The sequence below is a fragment of the Paenarthrobacter sp. 2TAF44 genome (assembly GCF_052114885.1).
Lineage (GTDB): Bacteria > Actinomycetota > Actinomycetes > Actinomycetales > Micrococcaceae > Arthrobacter.
The window spans coordinates 1-18,066 of sequence record NZ_JBFRFP010000042.1 but is presented as its reverse complement, the minus strand read 5'-3'; the positions used below and the strand labels follow the sequence as shown (position 1 = coordinate 18,066).

The window sequence follows — 18,066 nt, the reverse complement described above, 5'->3', positions numbered from 1 at the left end:
CAGTTACTTGCCTGCCGCGTCGGCAGCCTTGTCCGCTGCGCTGCCCAGCTGCGGCAGGAACGTGTCCAGGGCCCACGGCAGGCTCAGTGGCGAGGAGGCCGAGATGGACAGGGTGAGGGTCTGATCAGCGTCGGCAACGAGTGCGCCGGACTTGACGGCAGGTATCTGGCCCAACAGGGGGTCGGCCTTGATGGCATCGGCTGTGGCCGCTTCCGGCACCCATGTCACGAAGACATCGGACTGGAGCTCGTTGGCTTTCTCAGCGGACCACGGGATGAAGAAGTCCTTGTTGGTCTTCGTGTTCTGCTCCACTACCGGAGCGAGCTTCATACCGATTTCAGAGAGGAAGCGCGGGCGGTTGTCGATGGCCGTGTAGACGTTCACGCCGTCGCCCTTTGCCGGTTCCAGGTTGCCGTAGATAAAGGTCTTGTCCTTGATCTGCGGGTACTTGGAAACCTTGTCCTTGACGGTGGCTTCGGTGTCCTCTATCAGCTTCTTGGCTTCGGCTTCCTTGCCGAGGGCCTTACCGATGATGGTGGTGCTCTCCTGCCACGGCGTACCGTAGGCGAGCTCCGGGTAAGCAACCACGGGAGCGATTTCCGAAAGCTTCTTGTAATCGGCTTCCTCCAGGCCGGAGTAGGCGCCGAGGATAACGTCCGGATTCAGCTTGGCGATCTCTGTGAAGTTGATGCCGTCCGCCTCGGAGAACTGCGCGGGAGCCTTGTCCGAACCGAAGCCTGCGCCAAGCTTTTCCAGCGCGGCATCCTTCCACGGCGTGGAGCCCTTGTCGTTATTGCCCCACTCGTTCTTGGGAACACCAACCGGGACAACGCCCAGGGCTATTGCGACGTCGTCATTGACCCAGGAGATGGTGACTACGCGCTTGGGCTGTTCCTTGATGGTGGTCTCACCGAAAGCGTGCTTGATGGTCACGGGGAAAGCAGCGGTTTCGGCCTGCTCCGTTGCCGGAGTCGTGGTGGTGGCAGGCCCGGTGGAGCAGCCGGTGAGGGAAAGGGCGACGGCGGCCAAAGCGGCTGTCGCGGTGCCTGCGGTCTTCAGCAGGGCGCGGCGTGGAAGAAGGGAAGCCACGGGACTCCTTAGGTAAGGGATGCGAACCTAAGTAAGGCTAGCCTACCCTTTGAATAATTACGAAACGTTTGCATAACGTAATCACCTCGCCAGGGCATTGCTAAGATATCGGCAGCGGACTACCGCTTCCAGGGAGAACGACGAGTTCCAGAGAGAACGACGAGGAGATGAGCGTGCGCACGGATTCCGTTGCAGCAGCCATGGTTGGCGAGGTGGCCATTTTGGCCTGCTTGGCACTCCCCCACCCGTCGGCATCACTCTAGCTCCCAGCCCTGGCACCCCTATTTTGGGTCTCTTTGCTGTGCCTCGCTTTCACTGGTGACCGACGCCCCCTGCCAGTTAACGCGCTCCTGTTTGCGCGACGTCGATCATCTCCGAAAGAAGCTGTGCCGTGCAGAAAATCACTGCCCAACAAATCCGTTCATCGTTCATCAATGCCAGCCGCTCCGAAGCTGCCAAGCTCAATCTTCCCCGCGACTTTGAAACCATCGACTGGGACAACCGTGAATTCCTCGGCTGGCGCGACGAAAAGATGCCCCAGCGCGGGTATCTTGTGGTCCCGCACAGGGGCAAGCTCACCGGAATCATGCTTCGCGCTCCCGAAGGTGGCTCCGGAAAGAAGCGCGTGGTCCTTTGTGAATTGTGCCGGGACGTCTTCTCCAAAGACGACGTCTATCTGTGGGTTGCCAAGAAGGCCGGACAGTCAGGCAAGGACGGCAACACCGTTGGGACCCTGATCTGTGCCGCGTTCGGTTGCAGCGCCAACGTGCGCAAGGAACCGCCAGCCAACGAGATCAACCCGGACCCGGCCGCGGTCGTTGTTCGACAAATCGCCGGGCTCGAAGAGCGAACGGCCCAGTTCCTGGATCGGGTCCGCGGGACTTCCACCCGCTAAAGCCAACGCGGGGTCACTTGTGACCCATTAAGGTCTCCACCATGGGCCCTAAGTGACCCCGCGTTGCTTTATCGCAGGACGATGTCTACAGGGTTGGCTTCGGATCGCCATGCGCCAGGCTCGCCAGGGCCTGCAATGACGGGAGCTGTTAGCACGCCGGACCGGTTGGTCCGCTTGTCGCGGAGGATTTCCGTGACCGAGCCAAGGTGCCGGGACAGATCGATGACGTTTTCCGGTGCGGCCAGCAACAACTGGAAGCCGAATTCGTGAAGGGCCTTGATTCCGGCCCCGGCGAATTCCTCGGATGCCAGCACAAATGCTTCGTCCATCATCACGGTGCCGTAAGTGGTGAAGCCCTGCTCGGCAATGCCCAGCTGGTAGCTCAGGGCCGCGGCCATGATGAACGCCGTGAAGCGCTGGCGCTCACCACCGGACATGGAGCCTGTATCGGCATGCATGAAGACCTCGGTCTTCTTCTTGCCGGCCTTCCCGGTTTTCGTCGACTTCGCTGCCACCTCCCTGTGCTCCTTGCACTGGATAAACAGGTGGCCGCGGACGTCCAAAACCTCGGCACGCCAACGGCGGTCCTCAGGAGTTTGGGAACCGAGACGCTTCACCAAGGTCTCCAAGGACTTGTAGCGGGCGGTGAGCTCGGCGTCGTCGTCGGCCTCTGTTCCAGCAGCGGCAGATGCGCTGCGGGAGGGCCGCGTGTGCTTGGCCTTCAGCGCGTTCTGGATCGCATCCTTGAACTGCTTGGCCGTAGCCGGAAGCGTCTGCTTGATGTCCAATTCCAGATAGCTGCCTTCGTGGAAGTTCACCTCGGACAGGATGCCGTTGAGGGGCAGGATCCGGCTGGTGATACTCCGGCGCTCCTCATCCAGCAGGTGCAGGAGCGTACTGAACGATTCGTGCGTGCGCTGGTTGAAGAACAGCCGGAACTCCGCCTCCTGGGCGGGCAAGCCATCGCTCACGATCGCGTGATATCTCGATTCGAAGTCCCCGGCAGCACCAATCGACGTGCCATGGTCCGCGCTGATGGCGCTGCCCCAATCGCGCACGAAAGCCTCGAAAATTCGGGTCAAACGCTCTGCCGTCGCCTGGCTGCGCGATTCGGCGGCGTGCAGCTCGTCGAGCAGCTTGTTGCGGACACTGTTGGCCAGGTTGTCGAGCTCGTACAGCTCGGACACCTCACCGACGCCGGCAAAGTACGGTTCCAGCGCAGCCACGGTAGAGCCCGACGGCGGTGCTTGCTCAAGCTTCAACCTCGCGGCATCGAGCAGGCCGTCAGCTGTGATCATCTTTTGGTCGAGCGCTTTGTATTCACTCTGCAGCACGGCGGCCGCGCCTGTGGAGGACTGGTGCTTTTCCCGTACGGCCTCGATGTTGGCGCGCAACGGTTCCAGGTCCGCCTGGGCAGCCAACGCATCAGAAAGACGCTGCTCAATCCGCGCGAGTTCGTCCGCCGCAACCGCTGCGGAGACCTGTTCCCATGGACGCTCATCCTCGGCCACCCTGCGAAGGGCTTCCAATTGGCGGGCCATCCCTTGGTGGGAATCCTCACGGCTTTGCGCCAATTCAGCAGCCTTGGCCAGCTCGTTTTCCAGCTCGCCCACCCGGGCGGCCACCAGTTCAAGCTTGGACGCATTGTCGAAGCCGAGGACGTAATCCTGCCGGCTCGTGAAACGGTCGTCCTTTTCCACGGTGTGCCGGTTGCGTTTGACGACACCACCGAGGCTGAGTCCCTTATCCATCGAAGCAAGCTCGTCCGGGTCCTCCACGCACGGGTACGCGAAGTCCAAGGCGATCCGCTCGCGGATCCACTCCCCGGCCTCGGCGTTGGCACCCGAGGTGAGGATGCTCAACTTAGTCAAGAGGTCGCCGTCGGACACGTCCTCGACAGCCAGCGCCCCACCGGCCACCGGCTTGGAGACGTCCACTGCGCGCAGTGCACCCCGGACCGTGTTGTCGTTCAAGTACCGTGTCACCGCAGCGAAGTGCTCACCCGGAACCAACAGCGTGGTGGCGAGGTTGCGGAGCGCGCGCTCTGCGGCCGGCCGCCACTGATCCTGGCCCTCGGCGAGGTCGATCAGCTCACCGCCGAACGGCATCCGCTCCTCGGGGATGCCGGTTGCGGCTGCGATCGCCGCTCGGTTCTCAATACTCGACGGCGGCAGCAAAGACTTGCGCGACCGCAACGACAGCAGCTCCTGCTCAGCCGCGGCCAGCTCGCGTTTCTTCGTCGCGTGGCCGTCGAAGGCCTCGAAACGGAGCTCCTTCAAAGCCTCCGAATCGTCCTTCAACTCCGCCGAACGGGAAGCAGCCTGCTCATGGGCCTGGTCCCAGCCCTCGGCCGACCATTCAAGGTTCAGCCCGGCATCGGCCAACGCTTTCCTGGCGGATTCCTCCACCTGTTGGCGCAACTTCAGGCTTACACGGGCGTTCTCCAGCGACTGCTCGATAGCCGAAATCGCGTTACCGCCGCGGTTGTTGTAATCCAACTCCAGCTCACGGAGCTCCTTGGCCAAAGCATCCCGGACAGTGCGCTCGGCCGCCAGTTCTTGCGCCTTGGACTGTGCCAACTCCTTGAAACGCGCCAAGGTCTTGGCGTGGACCGTCACCGCAAGCTGCTGCTTGTAAGCCTCAAATTCTTCGCCAGCCAACTCGCGAAGCTTGTTCGCATCCAACAACGCCTGCGCATAGTCCTTGTTCAGCCCCGGGACCGGTGCCAGTTGGTCGCGCTGCTGACGCACATCCTCCAACCGCTGCCGGATGGACATTAGGTTGCTGAATTCCTCCACCACATCATCAGCCGCAGTCAACGTGGCCGGAGCATCAAGTACCTGGTCGCGGAAGAACGTATTTACGCTGCCGCCGAGGCCTTTCCCGGCCTGGATCACGCGCAGCAAGGGAAGCGCCTGGTCAGAGTTGATGCCAAGGAGCCTGCGGAACCGCTCGGCGAACGCCTTGTGAACGTCGAACACCTGGCCGTCAGGGAAGATCCCCTCCAACGCGCCCTTGGTGAACCTCTTCTGGGCAATCCCCTCGATCGCTTCCAAGTCCAGCGGCTTGTTGTCGATCACGTAAAAACGCCCCACGCTGGACTCCGTACCATTCTTCGGCAAATCAAACAGCGCCGAGACCGTCACCTTCGTGCCGGCCGCGTTGTCAAACGTCAGCGCGACGGCGGACCAGGTGGCACCCGGGCGCTGGAAGGCACTTGCCGAACCATCGCCAACAGCCTTATCACCAACCTTGCCGCGCATATAAGTGAACGTGGTCCTCTTGTCCTCCACAGCGCCCCCGGAACGCTGCGCAGCAGCCTCATTGGACCGCGGGCGGGCATCAAAGACCCGGAGCATGGCATCAAACAGCGTCGACTTGCCGACGCCGGAATTGCCCGTCAAAAGGGTGCCGTTGCGGTCCACGTGCATAGTGTGGGCCCCATGGAACGTGCCCCAGTTGACCACCTGCACGAGTGCCAGGCGCATCTGTCCGGGGTTCGTGAGCTCGCCGAGCGGGAGCATGGTTGCGATCGTCACTTCTGTGTCCCGTCAGTGCTTGTTGCGTCGGTGCTGGTTGCGTCCGCGGCGGTACCGGACACATGCTCTGCGTGCTCGGTCGTTCCTCCCTTAGACGCATGCTGCCGCTTGTCTCCGGGATCGCCGCTCGTGCCGTTCCCGGCTTCCGAACCCGCGTCAAACCGTTTAGCAAGATCGACGAGGTCGCCGGTTGGATTGACCCCGGCACCATCTTCATTTTCATAATCAGCGATGGCCTCTGAGGGCGCTGCATCGTCGATTTCTGGGACGCTCACCTCGGTGAGGTGTGAGCTCAATGTAGACGGCGCCGATGCCGCCCCGGGAGTGGCATCTAAGGCACTGGCCGAGGGACCCGACGCGAGCTTGCGAGTGTTGGGAAGGCCACTGCCGCTGACGGAGCCGGGCGGCTCGCTGCTTGCAGCAGAGTCGTCCGGCGAAGGGGCGGGGGCGGCATCGGCGTCGTCGTCCTCACCATCAGAGTCGTCCCCGTCAGCAGCGTCGGCCTCGGCTGAGGTGTCTGACGAATCCAGATCCAGCAGCGGCTCTGTTCCTGATTCGTCGGCGGCTACCGCTATGAGGGCCTCTATTTGGGCTGGGATGTCCCCGATGTTTTCGAAGGGGAGGGCTAGCGGGAGGGCGTTGCTGATGGTGTAGGTGTCGTCCAAGGGGGTGGGGAGGAGGAGTTGGCGGGCCAGGAGTTTGGTGATGGTGCGGGTGACGACGTCGGAGTCGCGGAGTGCGTCCTGTTGGCCTGCGGGGGTGTAATTGGCGACGAGGTCCGAGATCTCTTCGCGGGTGATGGTGGGGTCCGTCTGGGCTGTGACGTGACGGTCCAGTAGGAGGCGCAGGCGGAGCAGGACGATGGTTTCCACGCGGCTCAGTGCACGCTGCTGCCGCAGGATACTTGATCGTGAGCTGGCGCCGATGATCTCGGGGTCGACGGGCCGGAGGACGGCGATCTTGCGGTCGTGATCGAGCTGGAGGGTGAGGAACAGTTCGGAGAGGCGGCTCCGGAGGATGAGTTGGTTGTCCAGGAGTGTGGTCCAGAGCTTCTCGTCGCGGCCGCCGTCGATGTAGGGGCCTTTCAGCAGTTTGACCAGCGCGTGTCGGACTTTCATCGGCAGCACTCCACTGTCGCCCGGGAAGAGGGCGGCACCGTCAACGAACGTGTCCCGCGGGGTGACCCGGAACGGATCGGCGTGGCCGGCATGAGACGGCGTTTCAGTCGGGACTTCAGCCGCCTCAACGGTGCCGTGCTCGTCCGCAACGTGCTCCTCGGTGTCGTGCCCCTCCTCGGTGACGTCCGTCGTCGTGATTTCCTCAGTCATCAGAATCCTCATTCAGCGAGACAACGGGCAAGTACGCAGTGCGGATACTGCCGTCGATTTGTTCGAAGTCGATGTGTTCCCAAGCGGCCCGGTCGAAGGCCGCACCACCATGCAGCGCCATGGACAACAGGGTTCGGACGGTGTTGATATGTCGTTCCTCGGCTGGCAGGTTTTCCCACGCCTCGCCCAACGTAGTGGCGCCGGCCATCGCGGCCCGCACACTAGCAGGCTTGGCCTTGCCGGTGCGAGCAGACCGAACCCGGTCCGAATCGCTGAAGGCGATGGGATCTGCCAGGCGGGGTGGGGTCGCGAATTCGTCGGGGTCGAAGAGCTTGACCATGGCCAACGACTCGAACCCTGCGTTGTACAGAACGGGGCCTCGTACCAGGCCGGGCCGATCACGCTCGTAGGGCATGGACCGGATGGCTTGCTCTGCCTCAGCCAGAACCTTGCGCAGGCTGACCGACTGACGGACGTCGTCGCTCTGGATGTAGGTGTTCAGGCTCTCGGAGAGCTTGCCGTAGATCCTTTGAATCTGGCTGTGCTGGGTGCGCAGTTCGGCCACGAGGTTCTTCAGCGTTTCGCGGTCCTCGTGCGAAAGATCGTCCGCGAACTGCCGGCTAAGGACCTCGCCGATCGCGGAGCGGAAACGCAACTGCTGCTGGGGGTCTTCCAGGAAGGCTGTGAAGGAGCGGAACGTTCGGCCCTCGGGACTTTGACGCAGGCGTTTGTCGGCTTCCAGAACCTGGGCCATGGTTGCGCCCTTGCTCAGCGACTCCTCGATGATCTGGTTGCGGAGTTCGCCCACCAACTCCTCGATGCGGTCACGCATTTTCTTGTAGTCAGCGGGCAGGCTGGCGGCGAGGTCAAGGATGTTGCCTGCAGCCTCAACAGCTTCTTCGTCGTCCAGGAGGCCGTCGAACTCGCCGGAGCTGATGTCCTCGACGAGTTGCTGGCGCTCCTGGATTTCTTCCTCCAGCGCCTCCAAACGTGCGCTCTGGTCCGGGTTGGTCTCGTTGGCGAGCTTCTCCACATCGCCAAGCAGCGTACCCAAGCGGGAACCGTTGAGCGTGGAACGCTCGCTTGAGAGGCTGTCCAGGAATGCGAGCACACGCGCCGCTGCTTCGGTGACCTCGTAGACGATCTGGCCGGACTGGTTGCGGCGTGTCAGGAACTGCTTGCGCGTCCATTCGTCGCCGAAGGCCTTGCCGTTCTGCTGGCCGCCCAGCCCTGGTTCCTGGCGGCGGAGCTGCTCAAGGAAGGCGTCGACGTCGGCATGGAACTCTTCCAGCGGAAGCTGCGGCCGGGTGCGGGTGAAGGAAGCCTGCAGCACCGCGATCACCCAAGGGGCCGAACGTGTCAGGGCCCAGGCGGGACCTTTGGTCAGTTGCTCGAGGTCGCGAAGCCGGGCACTGATGGCGTCGGCGGAGGACATGGCTGAACGGGACAACTACTCTCCTTCAGCTGCTGCGAAACCTGGCTGGCAGCGGAAACTGCCCCGTACAAGGTTAACGCAGAGCATCACCGCCGCGTCGGACGGTGCTGAAAGGGCCGCCGTCGAGCCTTCCAAGCACGATCAGAAGCCTGGCCCCGCAACCATTCCGTAACATACCGCCCGGTTCGGTTTCGATCCCATATCGACACGGCCGCGACGCGATTCTGTACTGGCCGAAAACTACGCCCACCCCTAGTGTCGGATCATCGACGCAGCCACGCCGCGTCTACCCACGCAGTGTCGCATAGGGGGAACCATGGATTTCGACTTCACCGCTCTGGAAACAGCCACCTACGTATTCATTGGAACGCTGGCCTTCGCCGCCATTTTGGTGGCGTTCATCGCAGCAGCAGCCATAGCAACTATCGTTCTCATCGGCGCCATGGGCATGGCCTGGTACACGGTCAAGGCAGTCCTGGGCGGCTTGGTGCATGGCATCAATTTTGCGTGGGACAGCCTGGTCCACCATGCAGGAAACGTCGAAATCCCGGCCGAATTCCAGCCCCAGGTTTCCCCTAGCACGGGTAGCTACTCGCGGGTAGCATTGAGGGACAGCTGAAGGGTTCCCCACCCGAGGCGGACCCTGGCTCCATCCGGCACAACCGGCTAGAGGAGTTATCCCATGACGTCCGCTACTGACAACAGTCTCACCGCCGCAAGCGTCAACGCCACAGCAGAAGAAGCCCGCGCAGTCGCCGAGGCCGCCCGCGAAACTGAATGGAACCGGCCCAGCTTTGCCAAGGGCCTGTACTTGGGTAGCTTCGACCTCAGCCTGATCCACCCGTGGCCACAAGCCAAAACGGAGGACGTGGAGCGCGGCGAAGAGTTCATGGCCAAGCTCGAGGCGTTCTGTCGGTCCATGTCCGGACGCGTGATCGAACGCGACGCGAAGATCCCGGACGAGTACCTTGCAGGCCTCGCCGACCTTGGCGTTTTCGGCATGAAAATCCCGCGCGAGTATGGCGGCCTGGGATTGTCCTTGGTCTACTATGGCCGCGCACTCGCTTTGGTGGGCTCCGTCCATCCGAGCCTTGGCGCACTGATTTCGGCGCATCAGTCCATTGGTGTTCCGGAGCCCGTGAAGGAATTCGGCACGCCGGAGCAGAAGCAGGAGTACCTTCCGCGCTGCGCTGCGGGCGCCATTACGGCTTTCCTCCTGACAGAGCCCGACGTCGGCAGCGACCCCGCCCGGATGGGCGCCACAGCCGTTCTTTCGGACGATGGCCGGTCTTACGTTTTGGACGGCGTGAAACTCTGGACCACCAACGGGGTGATCGCCGAGCTAGTGGTAGTCATGGCAAGGGTTCCAGCCCACACCGACGCCGACGGCACCACGCACAAGGGCGGCATCTCCGCGTTCGTCGTGGAGATGGACTCCCCGGGCATCACCGTGGAAAACCGGAACAGCTTCATGGGCCTGCGCGGCATCGAGAATGGTGTGACCCGTTTCCACCAGGTGCGCGTGCCGGTGGAAAACCGCCTGGGTCGTGAGGGCCAGGGCCTCAAAATAGCGCTCACCACGCTCAATACAGGACGTCTCTCCATCCCTGGCCTGTGCGTTGCCGCTGGGAAATGGAGCCTGAAGATTGCCCGCGAATGGTCAAACGCGCGTACGCAATGGGGACGCCCGGTGGGCAAGCACGAGGCCGTGGGAAAGAAGATTGCGTTCATCGCCGCCACGACCTTCGCGTTGGAAGCCGTGTTTGAGTTGTCAGCCGAGATGGCCGACGCCGGCCAAAAGGACGTGCGCATCGAAGCCGCACTGGCCAAACTCTGGTCCACCGAGCTGAGCTGCCGGATCGCCGATGAACTGGTTCAGATACGCGGTGGCCGCGGATTTGAAACCGCCGAGTCCCTTGAAGCCAGGGGCGAACGCGCCGTGGCGGCCGAGCAGCTCCTCCGGGATCTCCGCATCAACCGGATCTTCGAGGGTTCCAGCGAGATCATGAAACTCCTCATCGCCCGCGAAGCCGTGGACGCACACCTTGCCGCGGCGGGCGACCTCGCCTCAGCGGATGCCAGCCTGCAGGACAAGGCGAGGGCCGCCGTCGGGGCTTCAGGTTTCTATGCCCGCTGGCTGCCGAAACTCGTGGCCGGAGCGGGAATGGATCCGCGCTCCTACGGTGAGTTCGGGCGCTTGGGAAAGCACCTGCGGTTTGTTGAAAGGTCCTCGCGGCGGCTCGCCCGGCAGACTTTCTACGGCATGGGCCGCTGGCAAGCGAAGCTGGAACACAAACAAGCATTCCTGGGCAGGATCGTGGACATCGGCGCCGAACTGTTCGCCATGGCAGCGTGCTGCTCACGGGCCGAAATGCTGCTCCGCACCCACCCGGAACACGGTGCGGCGGCCTTCGAGCTCGCCGAGGCCTACTGTGAGCAGGCGCGCGTGCGGGTGGACGAATACTTCGACCAACTCTGGCGGAACACCGACGACGGCGACCATCACCTTTCGCGCAAAGTCCTCGCCGGCGATTACGCCTGGCTTGAGGCCGGCGTCCTGGACCAGTCGGAAGGAACCGGGCCGTGGATCGCCGATGCGTCCCCGGGCGCCTCAAGCAAGGAGAACCTGCACCGCAAGTATCGGTAGCCCGCTACAGGACGTCACCGTCCACGTAGTACCAGCGCTTGTCCTCACGTACGAAACGGCTGTGTTCGCGCTGCACTCCGCGTTCGCCGTCGGACCGGTAGTGCGCGGCGAACTCAACGGTCCCAGTGGTGTCCAGTGGCCCGCCCTTGGACGTGCCCAGGATGTCCAGCCTGCGCCATTGCGTGTCCGCGTCCAGCCCCAAGGAAGCCGGGCGGGTTGAGGCGTGCCACGTTCGCAGGAGGTATGCCGGGTCCAGAATGACGAACGCCGAATACCGGGAACGCATAAGCTGCTCGGCTGTGGGCGCATCGGCCTCACCGCGGTGGAAGCGCCCGCAACAATCGTCATACTGCTCCCCGGAGAGGCAGGGGCACGCACCGTTGCGGAGTCGGCTGAAGTCAGGGGTCACTGGGTCCCAATCTGAGGCTGAAAATGAGAGCTGGGCAACATATTTTCGCACGCCGTATAACAGCTTCGAAACAACCCTGCCAGAGGGGTGGTGCGGGGCGTGATTCCGTCGGTGCTGGACCGTAGGCTAGATGTGCAAGCTGGGTGGGCAATGCGCGCATCGCAAAACGACAGCCAGGGGAGGCTACGTGGAGGATCCGACAACACTCGCCATCAACCTGACATATTTGGGCACAGTGGGGATGGCTATCCTCATGTTCCTGGGCCTCGGGTTGGTCATCATCATCACTCTGGTAGTCGCCGGAGTGGGACGGCTTGTGTCGGTGATTCTTTTGGCGATGATCGGCGTCTTCCCCAAGAAAGAGACAGTCACCATCGTCCACTTGCCCCCGGCTCCGGAACACGTACCCGCACCGGCGAGTGACGACGTCGAATACTCCAGTCACGCTGTTGAGTCGCCTCTCGAAGATCTTGCCTACGTTCCTGCCGGTTCCACAGCCGAGGTGGCAGCCAATCCTGTTGTGGCAGAGCCCAAGAAGGACCTCCTCGGAGATGTTCGACGTCGGCTCTCGGGTGCCTCTTCAGCCGTCAAGGACGGCGCGTGGAAGGTTGGCCCCAAAAAGGTGCCCAAGCCGGCCCTGGTTAAGGAAGTGGTCGAAACGCAGACCGCCCACCACCCGTTGCTTGTGGCCGCCAGCAAGGAACCCCCCGTGCTTGCAAAGGACTGGGCCGACGCCGTCGCGGAAGCTGACCGGAGGGCGGCCGAGCGCGCAAAGGCAGAGGAACCGCCCGCCATCAAGGTAACGGTCCGCGAGGTGGGCGAGCCAACACCGCCGTCCAGCAATGAGGAACCACCCGCCCCGAAGGCCCCGGACGCGCAGCAGTCTTCGGGCACCGAGGCGGGGCCGGGCAATGGTCCGAAAAAGTCCGGTCCTGAATCTACAAAATCCAGCCAAGGGAACAGCTCGGCCCAAGGGAACAACTCCAAGAAATCGGGCCCGAACACTTCCAAGAATGGAAAGCCTTCGAGCCCGGTCCGTAAGGGTTCGCTCAGCGGGGTAAGCCGCAACTCCTAAGCGGCGAGCTGCCGGAACGCTGCTCCGTGGTAGATCAATGGCTTGGATTCGTGGTTGATGGTGGTTGCTTTGACCTCGAGGACAACGATCGCGTGATCCCCTGCCGGTGTCTCCGAGACCAGCTCGCACTCGAAACCCAGCACCGCGCCGTCGATCAGAACGGCCCCTGAGTCACTGACACTGGTGGACAATCCGGCGAAGCGATCCCGGGTTTTGGAGGACAGCTGAAGGCAGGCCGCTTCCTGACCCTCGGCCAGTACGGACACACCCAACCGGCTGGCCTGCCGAAGCTTGGGCCACGTTGTGGAGGAGTTCTGCACTGCGAACATCACCAACGGTGGCTCCAAAGACACACCCACCGTGAAGGACGATGCCACCAATGCCTCCGGCGTGAAATCCACCATGGCACTGAAGGCAGCCACTCCGGACGGGAACTGCGCAAATGCAGCCTTGATGGCTGCCGTTTCTTCCACGGTCGTCTGTGTCATTTTTGCTGTCCCCTATCGTGCGTTGGTTGAGTTCCTTTCCCATAATTCACCCGCTTCCGGCAACCGCAATATTTGTTGATTCGAAAGACATTTGTGTTGCCGCATGTCAAGAAATGTCGCGAACTAATGCCCCTTCCATTACCCCGCAAGACGAAAAACGAAGAAGTTCTACCGTTTGCATTTGGGCGTCCTACGGCCGTGTGTAGCCTCGATTGGACATCCCCTTGACCCACCACAGGAAGCCGACATGAGCCTCAACGAGCTACGAACGCTTGGACGCACTGGCGCCCTGATCAGCCCTCTCACCCTGGGTACCTTGAACTTCGGCACCGGCACCGCTCCCACGGGACCTGCGGAGAGCATCCGCATCATCCAGGCTGCGCTCGACGGCGGCATCACCAGCATCGACACCGCCGATATTTACTCGCAGGGCGAGGCGGAAGTCGTGGTGGGCCAGGCAATCCAAGGAAGGCGCGACGACGTTTTCCTCGCCACCAAATTCCATGGCCAGATGGGGTCCAACCCAGCGCACGCCGGAAATTCGCGTCGGTGGATTGTCCGGGCTGTGGAGGACAGCTTGAGGCGGCTCAATACGGACAGGATCGATCTCTACCAAGCGCACCGTCCCGACTACAACACCGATCTCCTTGAGACCATCACCACCCTGAACGATCTCATCCGGCAGGGCAAGATCCTCTACTACGGCACCTCGGTGTTCAGCCCCGCGCAGCTCGTCGAGGCACAGTGGATCGCGAACACCAACCACCTGACGCCGCCGGTGGTGGATCAGGTTCCCTATTCGCTTTTGGTTCGCGCCAACGAACGCGACGTTTTCCCCATCACCCAGCAGTACGGCGTCGGGGTTTTGAGTTATGGACCGCTCGACGGTGGGTGGCTGGCTGGCGGTTACCGCGTTGGCGCGGGCCAGCCCGAAAGCTCGCGTTCGGCCGCTGTGCCCGGCCGGTTCGATGTGAACGCGCCCTTCAACCAAGGCAAGCTGCACGCGGCAGACGCACTCGCACAACTGGCCGCCAGGTACGGACTGACCCTCATCCAGCTCGCTGTGGCCTTTGCGTTGAACCATCCAGCCGTCACCAGTGTGATTATTGGACCGCGGACCGAGGACCATCTCACCGACTACTTGAAGGCCGCCGATGTGGTGCTCGGCGAATCGGTTTTGGATGAAATCGATGACATCGTGGCCCCCGCCGTCAACTTCCTTGAGCGGGACGCCGGCACGGTTGCTCCCCATCTGGAGTACCCGGAACTTCGACGTCGGTAGCTCGCCACCCGTTGTGGGGACCGCTCTGCGGGCTTCTTCGCTCGCAGACAGTGCATACCGGGCCTCGCAATCGCCTATTGACGGCATTAGGTCCCCGCGTGATCCTTGTCCTAAGTGCTGCGGCACGCCCGCAGCGTCAGGTCCAGTAGAACGCCGCCTCCCATGTCCAAACACCATGTCAAGCAAGACGCGGCGAAAGCCGTCATCACGGGACAGCCGACCGAAGGCCCCCTGACCCACGAAGAGTTGCAGCTCTCTGGCCGCAACCATTCAATGCCACTGGAAGCCCTCCACGACGACATCACGCCAGCGGGGCTGCACTACCTGCTGATTCACTTCGACATCCCGCACGTTTCCGCTGAGGCATGGCGCCTGCGGCTCGGTGGGGCGGTTAATCACAGCTTGGAACTGAGCCTCGACGACATCAAGTCGCGGCCCTCTGTCACGATGCCCGTCACCATGGAGTGTGCCGGTAATGGACGCTCGCTCCTGCAGCCTCGTCCCCTCAGCCAGCCTTGGGTGCTGGGAGCTGTAGGCACTGCGGAATGGACTGGAACTCCTTTGGCACCACTGCTGGAGGAGGCAGGGTTGGCGAGTGACGCCGTCGAACTTGTCTTTACGGGTGCCGACAGCGGTATCCAGGGTGGAGTGGAGGAACCATACGCCCGTAGTCTTTCGATTGCCGAAGCGATGCATCCCGAAGTCATGTTGGTCTACGCCATGAACGGTAACCCGCTTCCGATCCAGCACGGTTTCCCGCTGCGGCTGTTGGTACCCGGCTGGTATGGCATGGCAAGCGTGAAGTGGTTGACCTCCATCGAGGCAGTGACTTCACGTTTCATGGGATTCCAACAGGCCGTGGCGTATCACTACCTTCAGGGACCCGATGGGCCAGGTTTGCCTGTGTCGCACATTCGCGTCCGCTCCCTCATGGTGCCGCCCGGGATTCCTGACTTCTTTACCCGACGCCGGGTAGTGGATGCCGGTCCTGTGATGCTGCACGGCAGGGCGTGGTCCGGCCATGGCGAAGTGGAACGAGTGGAGGTGGGGATCGACGGCGAATGGATGCCGGCCCATCTGGAACCCGCTGTAGGTGACTTTGCCTGGCGTTCGTGGACCATGGTGTGGGTTGCGAGCCCGGGAGAGCACGAGTTGCGGTGCCGTGCGATGGACTCCTCAGGTGCGCTGCAGCCCAGCGACCAAGTGTGGAACTACCAGGGCATCGGGAACAACATGGCCCAGCGGGTTGAGGTGACGGTTCGGTAGTTGGTTCGGGTCCTGGCCCCACCCCGCCCCGCCCCACCCCGCCGAGATCGCTGGAATGCCGCGTGATCGCCGGAACTCTTCGGCGTGCTCGGTGGCTTCCCCTTGTACTCGCACGTTTCCGGCGTTCTCGCGGGTCTTGCTAGGTCCGGTTAGACTCTTCCCAATCATGAGTATCCCGACATCATCCCCGGCAAACGTCCGCGTCGATGCCTGGTTGTGGGCGATCCGCGCTTACAAGACCCGATCCGCGGCCACCGCCGCCTGCCGTGCCGGCCACATCCGGATCAATGGAAATCCGGTGAAGGCCTCGCAAACCGTGATCATCGGCGACACCGTCCGGGTCCGCGAATCGGGCTGGGAACGGATCCTCGAAGTACGGCGGCTAATCGCGAAACGCGTCGGCGCCGAGGCTGCGTCGCACTGCTTCACCGACCACACTCCCCCGCGGCCCGTTGCCCCGAAGCTTGGCCTTCCCCAGCGCGACCGCGGTGCCGGCCGACCCACCAAGAAGGATCGGCGGGATATGGAGAAATTGCGGGGCTAGTTGCTGTTTCTGGGGCCTTTGGGAATCCGACGCGTTTTTGCTGGATCGTCGGGATGCTCACAGGTTGACGGCGGCGGCAACTTTGGAGTCGGCGGATTGGTTCGGCGAATTATCCAGCAGATTTTGCCGTTGCCCTCGGCTGTGTTGGCCGCAGCCATTATTGCCACTGGGCTAGCGTGGAGTGGAGTGGGCTTTCAACAGCAGCGGAATCGACAAAGATAAGAGGCTAGCGATGACGGAGCCAATGAGACCAATAGCACACCACGGCGCAGGGACCGGGGCAACCGACAGAATCGACCGCGGCGCCGCGGCGCGTGACCGCGGGGTGCAAATCGCGGCCGCCCAGCTACGACTGGTCACAGACCGACGCCTCGGAAAAGAAACTCCCGACTGGGTCAGGCAGCTCGCAGCAGAGAGCCCTCGGCGCGGCGTCTCGTAAGCTCCGGGCAACAGCTCCACGAACAATAGTTATCCACAAGCGGTCCCCTTCGACGTGAAACCCTCCCTTTCCCCCGCCTAGACTGGCCGACACATCGCCAAACAGTTGCTGGGGGAGCCTGTCATGTCACGCCTTTTTGCCAATTCTTCACATGCCCGCATTCGAGGAGCGGTCTTCGGACTCACAGCCGCTTTGCTTCTCACTGGCTGCCAGGGCGGCAGCACGTCGGGCGGTTCTTCTTCCGAATCAAGCTCGACGACGGCGTCGCCCACCTCGGGCGTTTTCTCGCCAGGTCCTTCGGCTACTGAATCTTCAGGGAGTGCCACTCCCGCCGCTGTATACAAGCCAGCCGACGCGAAGGGCAAGGCAGAGAATGTGCCCGTGCCGGTGATGCCCGAGCTAGCGAAGGAGAACTCGAATGCCGGGCTGGAGGCGTTTATCCGGTACTGGTACGCGACTTATTCCTACGCAACAGAGACGGGCGATGTCGGACCTTGGAGTCTTGCCACTGATACAACAACGGTTTCAGGGGCCGCCTATAAGAAGGCCATCGATGCAAACTATTCCGACGGTTCTTGGCTGGTCGGAGGAAGAATAGCAACGCCTTCGATTGAGGTCCTTTGGCAAAGCGGAGCCGACTTCCAGGTAGCGAAGGTTCAGGTCATCCAAGAGGAAATTCGGTACTTCTACGCCAACGCCACTGTCAGACAGAAAATTTCGGAAGCTTCCAACACTGCCGAGGCTGTGAAAGCAGTCTACGAGAATGGCCTCTGGCAAATTATCGACAACGGCTTGATTTTGGGTTGAGCATGCGAAGCTATCGAAGGATCTTCGTCTCGGTCGTCATCTACATGTCACTGATCCAAATGCTTGGTTCGCCCGTCGCAGTGGCGGCTGAAGAACCGGGAATCAGGGCCAATAGGGGCGAAACAGGTATGGAGTTGGGCGCTCATTTCATCTTGGACAGAAACACTGGAATACCTGCCGCAAGCTTAGGGGAACCCGACTCACGAGATCCCTACCAGTACAAGCCGGATACCCTTTGCCGTGCCGGCGGTGGAGGCTTGGGATGCCAAGGACTCGAATGCCCAGCCACAACGGAGGGTGGCGCAGAAGGAACTCCCGTTGTATGGAAAAAAGCACCAAAGGCGATCACAAATCCTGACTGGACGGAGTATCGGGCGATCACCGGTCCGACGTGTCTGTACGACGTCAAACCCGAGAACGTCCTGGCAAACATCGCAGCCCGGATCCTGAACGACTTCCGCCAACTCCCCGTCAACCCCGGAACCCTCGAAGCCCAACCCTTCCCCCACACCCTCAAAGGCGGACCAACAAACTTCTACAGCACCGCCACCGAACAAGCCTTCGACGTCACCATCCTCGGCCAAACAGTCCACCTGACAGCAACCCCGGCAAGCTTCACCTACAACTTCGGCGACGCCACCACCCTCGGCCCCACCCCGGTCGCCGGCTATGCCATCCCCGAAGCCGACTGGCTCCTCAACGACACCCGCACCAGCCACAGCTACACAGCAACAGGGAACTACCCCGCCACCATCACCACCAGCTTCACCGGAACCTACTCCGTGAACAACGGACCCCCACTGCCCATCAACGGAACCCTGGA

At 62.2% G+C, this 18,066-nt stretch carries 14 protein-coding genes and 1 pseudogene; 9 read left to right on the top strand and 6 right to left on the bottom strand.

Annotation, left to right across the window (positions count from 1 at the left end):
- Window positions 1–3: 3 nt before the first annotated feature.
- Window positions 4–1,089 carry an iron-siderophore ABC transporter substrate-binding protein gene (locus tag AB4Z15_RS24285; protein ID WP_442019299.1) on the bottom strand — a complete coding sequence of 362 codons (1,086 nt, stop codon included), beginning with the start codon at window positions 1,087–1,089 and terminating at the stop codon, window positions 4–6.
- 391 nt (window positions 1,090–1,480) lie between these two features.
- Here AB4Z15_RS24285 and AB4Z15_RS24280 point away from each other — a divergent pair, with 391 nt between their 5' ends.
- The gene (locus tag AB4Z15_RS24280) at window positions 1,481–1,984 is read left to right on the top strand and encodes an FBP domain-containing protein (protein WP_442019298.1); all 504 of its coding nucleotides are present in this window, start codon (window positions 1,481–1,483) and stop codon (window positions 1,982–1,984) included.
- Between the two features lie 68 nt (window positions 1,985–2,052).
- Here the strand turns inward: AB4Z15_RS24280 and AB4Z15_RS24275 are convergent, their stop codons facing one another.
- From AB4Z15_RS24275 to AB4Z15_RS24265, 3 genes and pseudogenes are all read right to left on the bottom strand, one after another.
- Complete coding sequence (locus AB4Z15_RS24275) at window positions 2,053–5,523, bottom strand: ATP-binding protein (protein ID WP_442019297.1); 3,471 nt, start codon at window positions 5,521–5,523, stop codon at window positions 2,053–2,055.
- 455 nt (window positions 5,524–5,978) lie between these two features.
- Window positions 5,979–6,851, bottom strand: a pseudogene (locus AB4Z15_RS24270) (DUF4194 domain-containing protein); the annotation flags it as partial.
- Window positions 6,844–8,301 carry a DUF3375 family protein gene (locus tag AB4Z15_RS24265; protein ID WP_442019296.1) on the bottom strand — a complete coding sequence of 486 codons (1,458 nt, stop codon included), beginning with the start codon at window positions 8,299–8,301 and terminating at the stop codon, window positions 6,844–6,846. The pseudogene AB4Z15_RS24270 and the gene AB4Z15_RS24265, both read right to left, overlap by 8 nt.
- Before the next feature lie 301 nt (window positions 8,302–8,602).
- Here AB4Z15_RS24265 and AB4Z15_RS24260 point away from each other — a divergent pair, with 301 nt between their 5' ends.
- A complete protein-coding gene (locus tag AB4Z15_RS24260; RefSeq protein ID WP_431116953.1) occupies window positions 8,603–8,905 on the top strand; it encodes a hypothetical protein in 303 nt (100 codons plus the stop codon).
- 63 nt (window positions 8,906–8,968) lie between these two features.
- A complete protein-coding gene (locus AB4Z15_RS24255; RefSeq protein WP_442019295.1) occupies window positions 8,969–10,933 on the top strand; it encodes an acyl-CoA dehydrogenase family protein in 1,965 nt (654 codons plus the stop codon).
- Between the two features lie 4 nt (window positions 10,934–10,937).
- On the opposite strand, the gene AB4Z15_RS24250 is transcribed toward AB4Z15_RS24255, so the two are convergent.
- A complete protein-coding gene (locus AB4Z15_RS24250; RefSeq protein WP_442019294.1) occupies window positions 10,938–11,342 on the bottom strand; it encodes a YchJ family protein in 405 nt (134 codons plus the stop codon).
- Between the two features lie 187 nt (window positions 11,343–11,529).
- On the opposite strand from AB4Z15_RS24250, the gene AB4Z15_RS24245 reads away from it, so the two are divergent.
- Window positions 11,530–12,417, top strand: coding sequence for a hypothetical protein (locus AB4Z15_RS24245; protein WP_442019293.1), 888 nt, complete (start codon window positions 11,530–11,532; stop codon window positions 12,415–12,417).
- Here AB4Z15_RS24245 and AB4Z15_RS24240 read toward each other — a convergent pair.
- Window positions 12,414–12,905 carry a flavin reductase family protein gene (locus AB4Z15_RS24240; RefSeq protein ID WP_442019292.1) on the bottom strand — a complete coding sequence of 164 codons (492 nt, stop codon included), beginning with the start codon at window positions 12,903–12,905 and terminating at the stop codon, window positions 12,414–12,416. The genes AB4Z15_RS24245 and AB4Z15_RS24240 overlap by 4 nt on opposite strands.
- Before the next feature lie 247 nt (window positions 12,906–13,152).
- Between AB4Z15_RS24240 and AB4Z15_RS24235 the strand changes: the two genes are divergently transcribed.
- The 5 genes from AB4Z15_RS24235 to AB4Z15_RS24215 all read left to right on the top strand — a co-directional run.
- Window positions 13,153–14,187 (top strand): aldo/keto reductase, encoded by a 1,035-nt coding sequence (locus tag AB4Z15_RS24235; RefSeq protein WP_442019291.1) that lies wholly within the window; start codon window positions 13,153–13,155, stop codon window positions 14,185–14,187.
- Between the two features lie 162 nt (window positions 14,188–14,349).
- Window positions 14,350–15,453: a sulfite oxidase gene (locus tag AB4Z15_RS24230; RefSeq protein WP_442019290.1), complete on the top strand. Its 1,104-nt coding sequence runs from the start codon at window positions 14,350–14,352 to the stop codon at window positions 15,451–15,453.
- A 166-nt stretch (window positions 15,454–15,619) separates the two neighbouring features.
- Complete coding sequence (locus AB4Z15_RS24225; protein WP_442019289.1) at window positions 15,620–15,997, top strand: RNA-binding S4 domain-containing protein; 378 nt, start codon at window positions 15,620–15,622, stop codon at window positions 15,995–15,997.
- 562 nt (window positions 15,998–16,559) lie between these two features.
- Window positions 16,560–17,243, top strand: a complete 684-nt coding sequence (locus AB4Z15_RS24220) for a DUF6318 family protein (protein WP_442019288.1) — start codon at window positions 16,560–16,562, stop codon at window positions 17,241–17,243.
- Window positions 17,244–17,245: 2 nt separating this feature from the next.
- On the top strand, window positions 17,246–18,066 hold an 821-nt coding region (locus AB4Z15_RS24215), incomplete at its 3' end, for a hypothetical protein (RefSeq protein WP_442019287.1).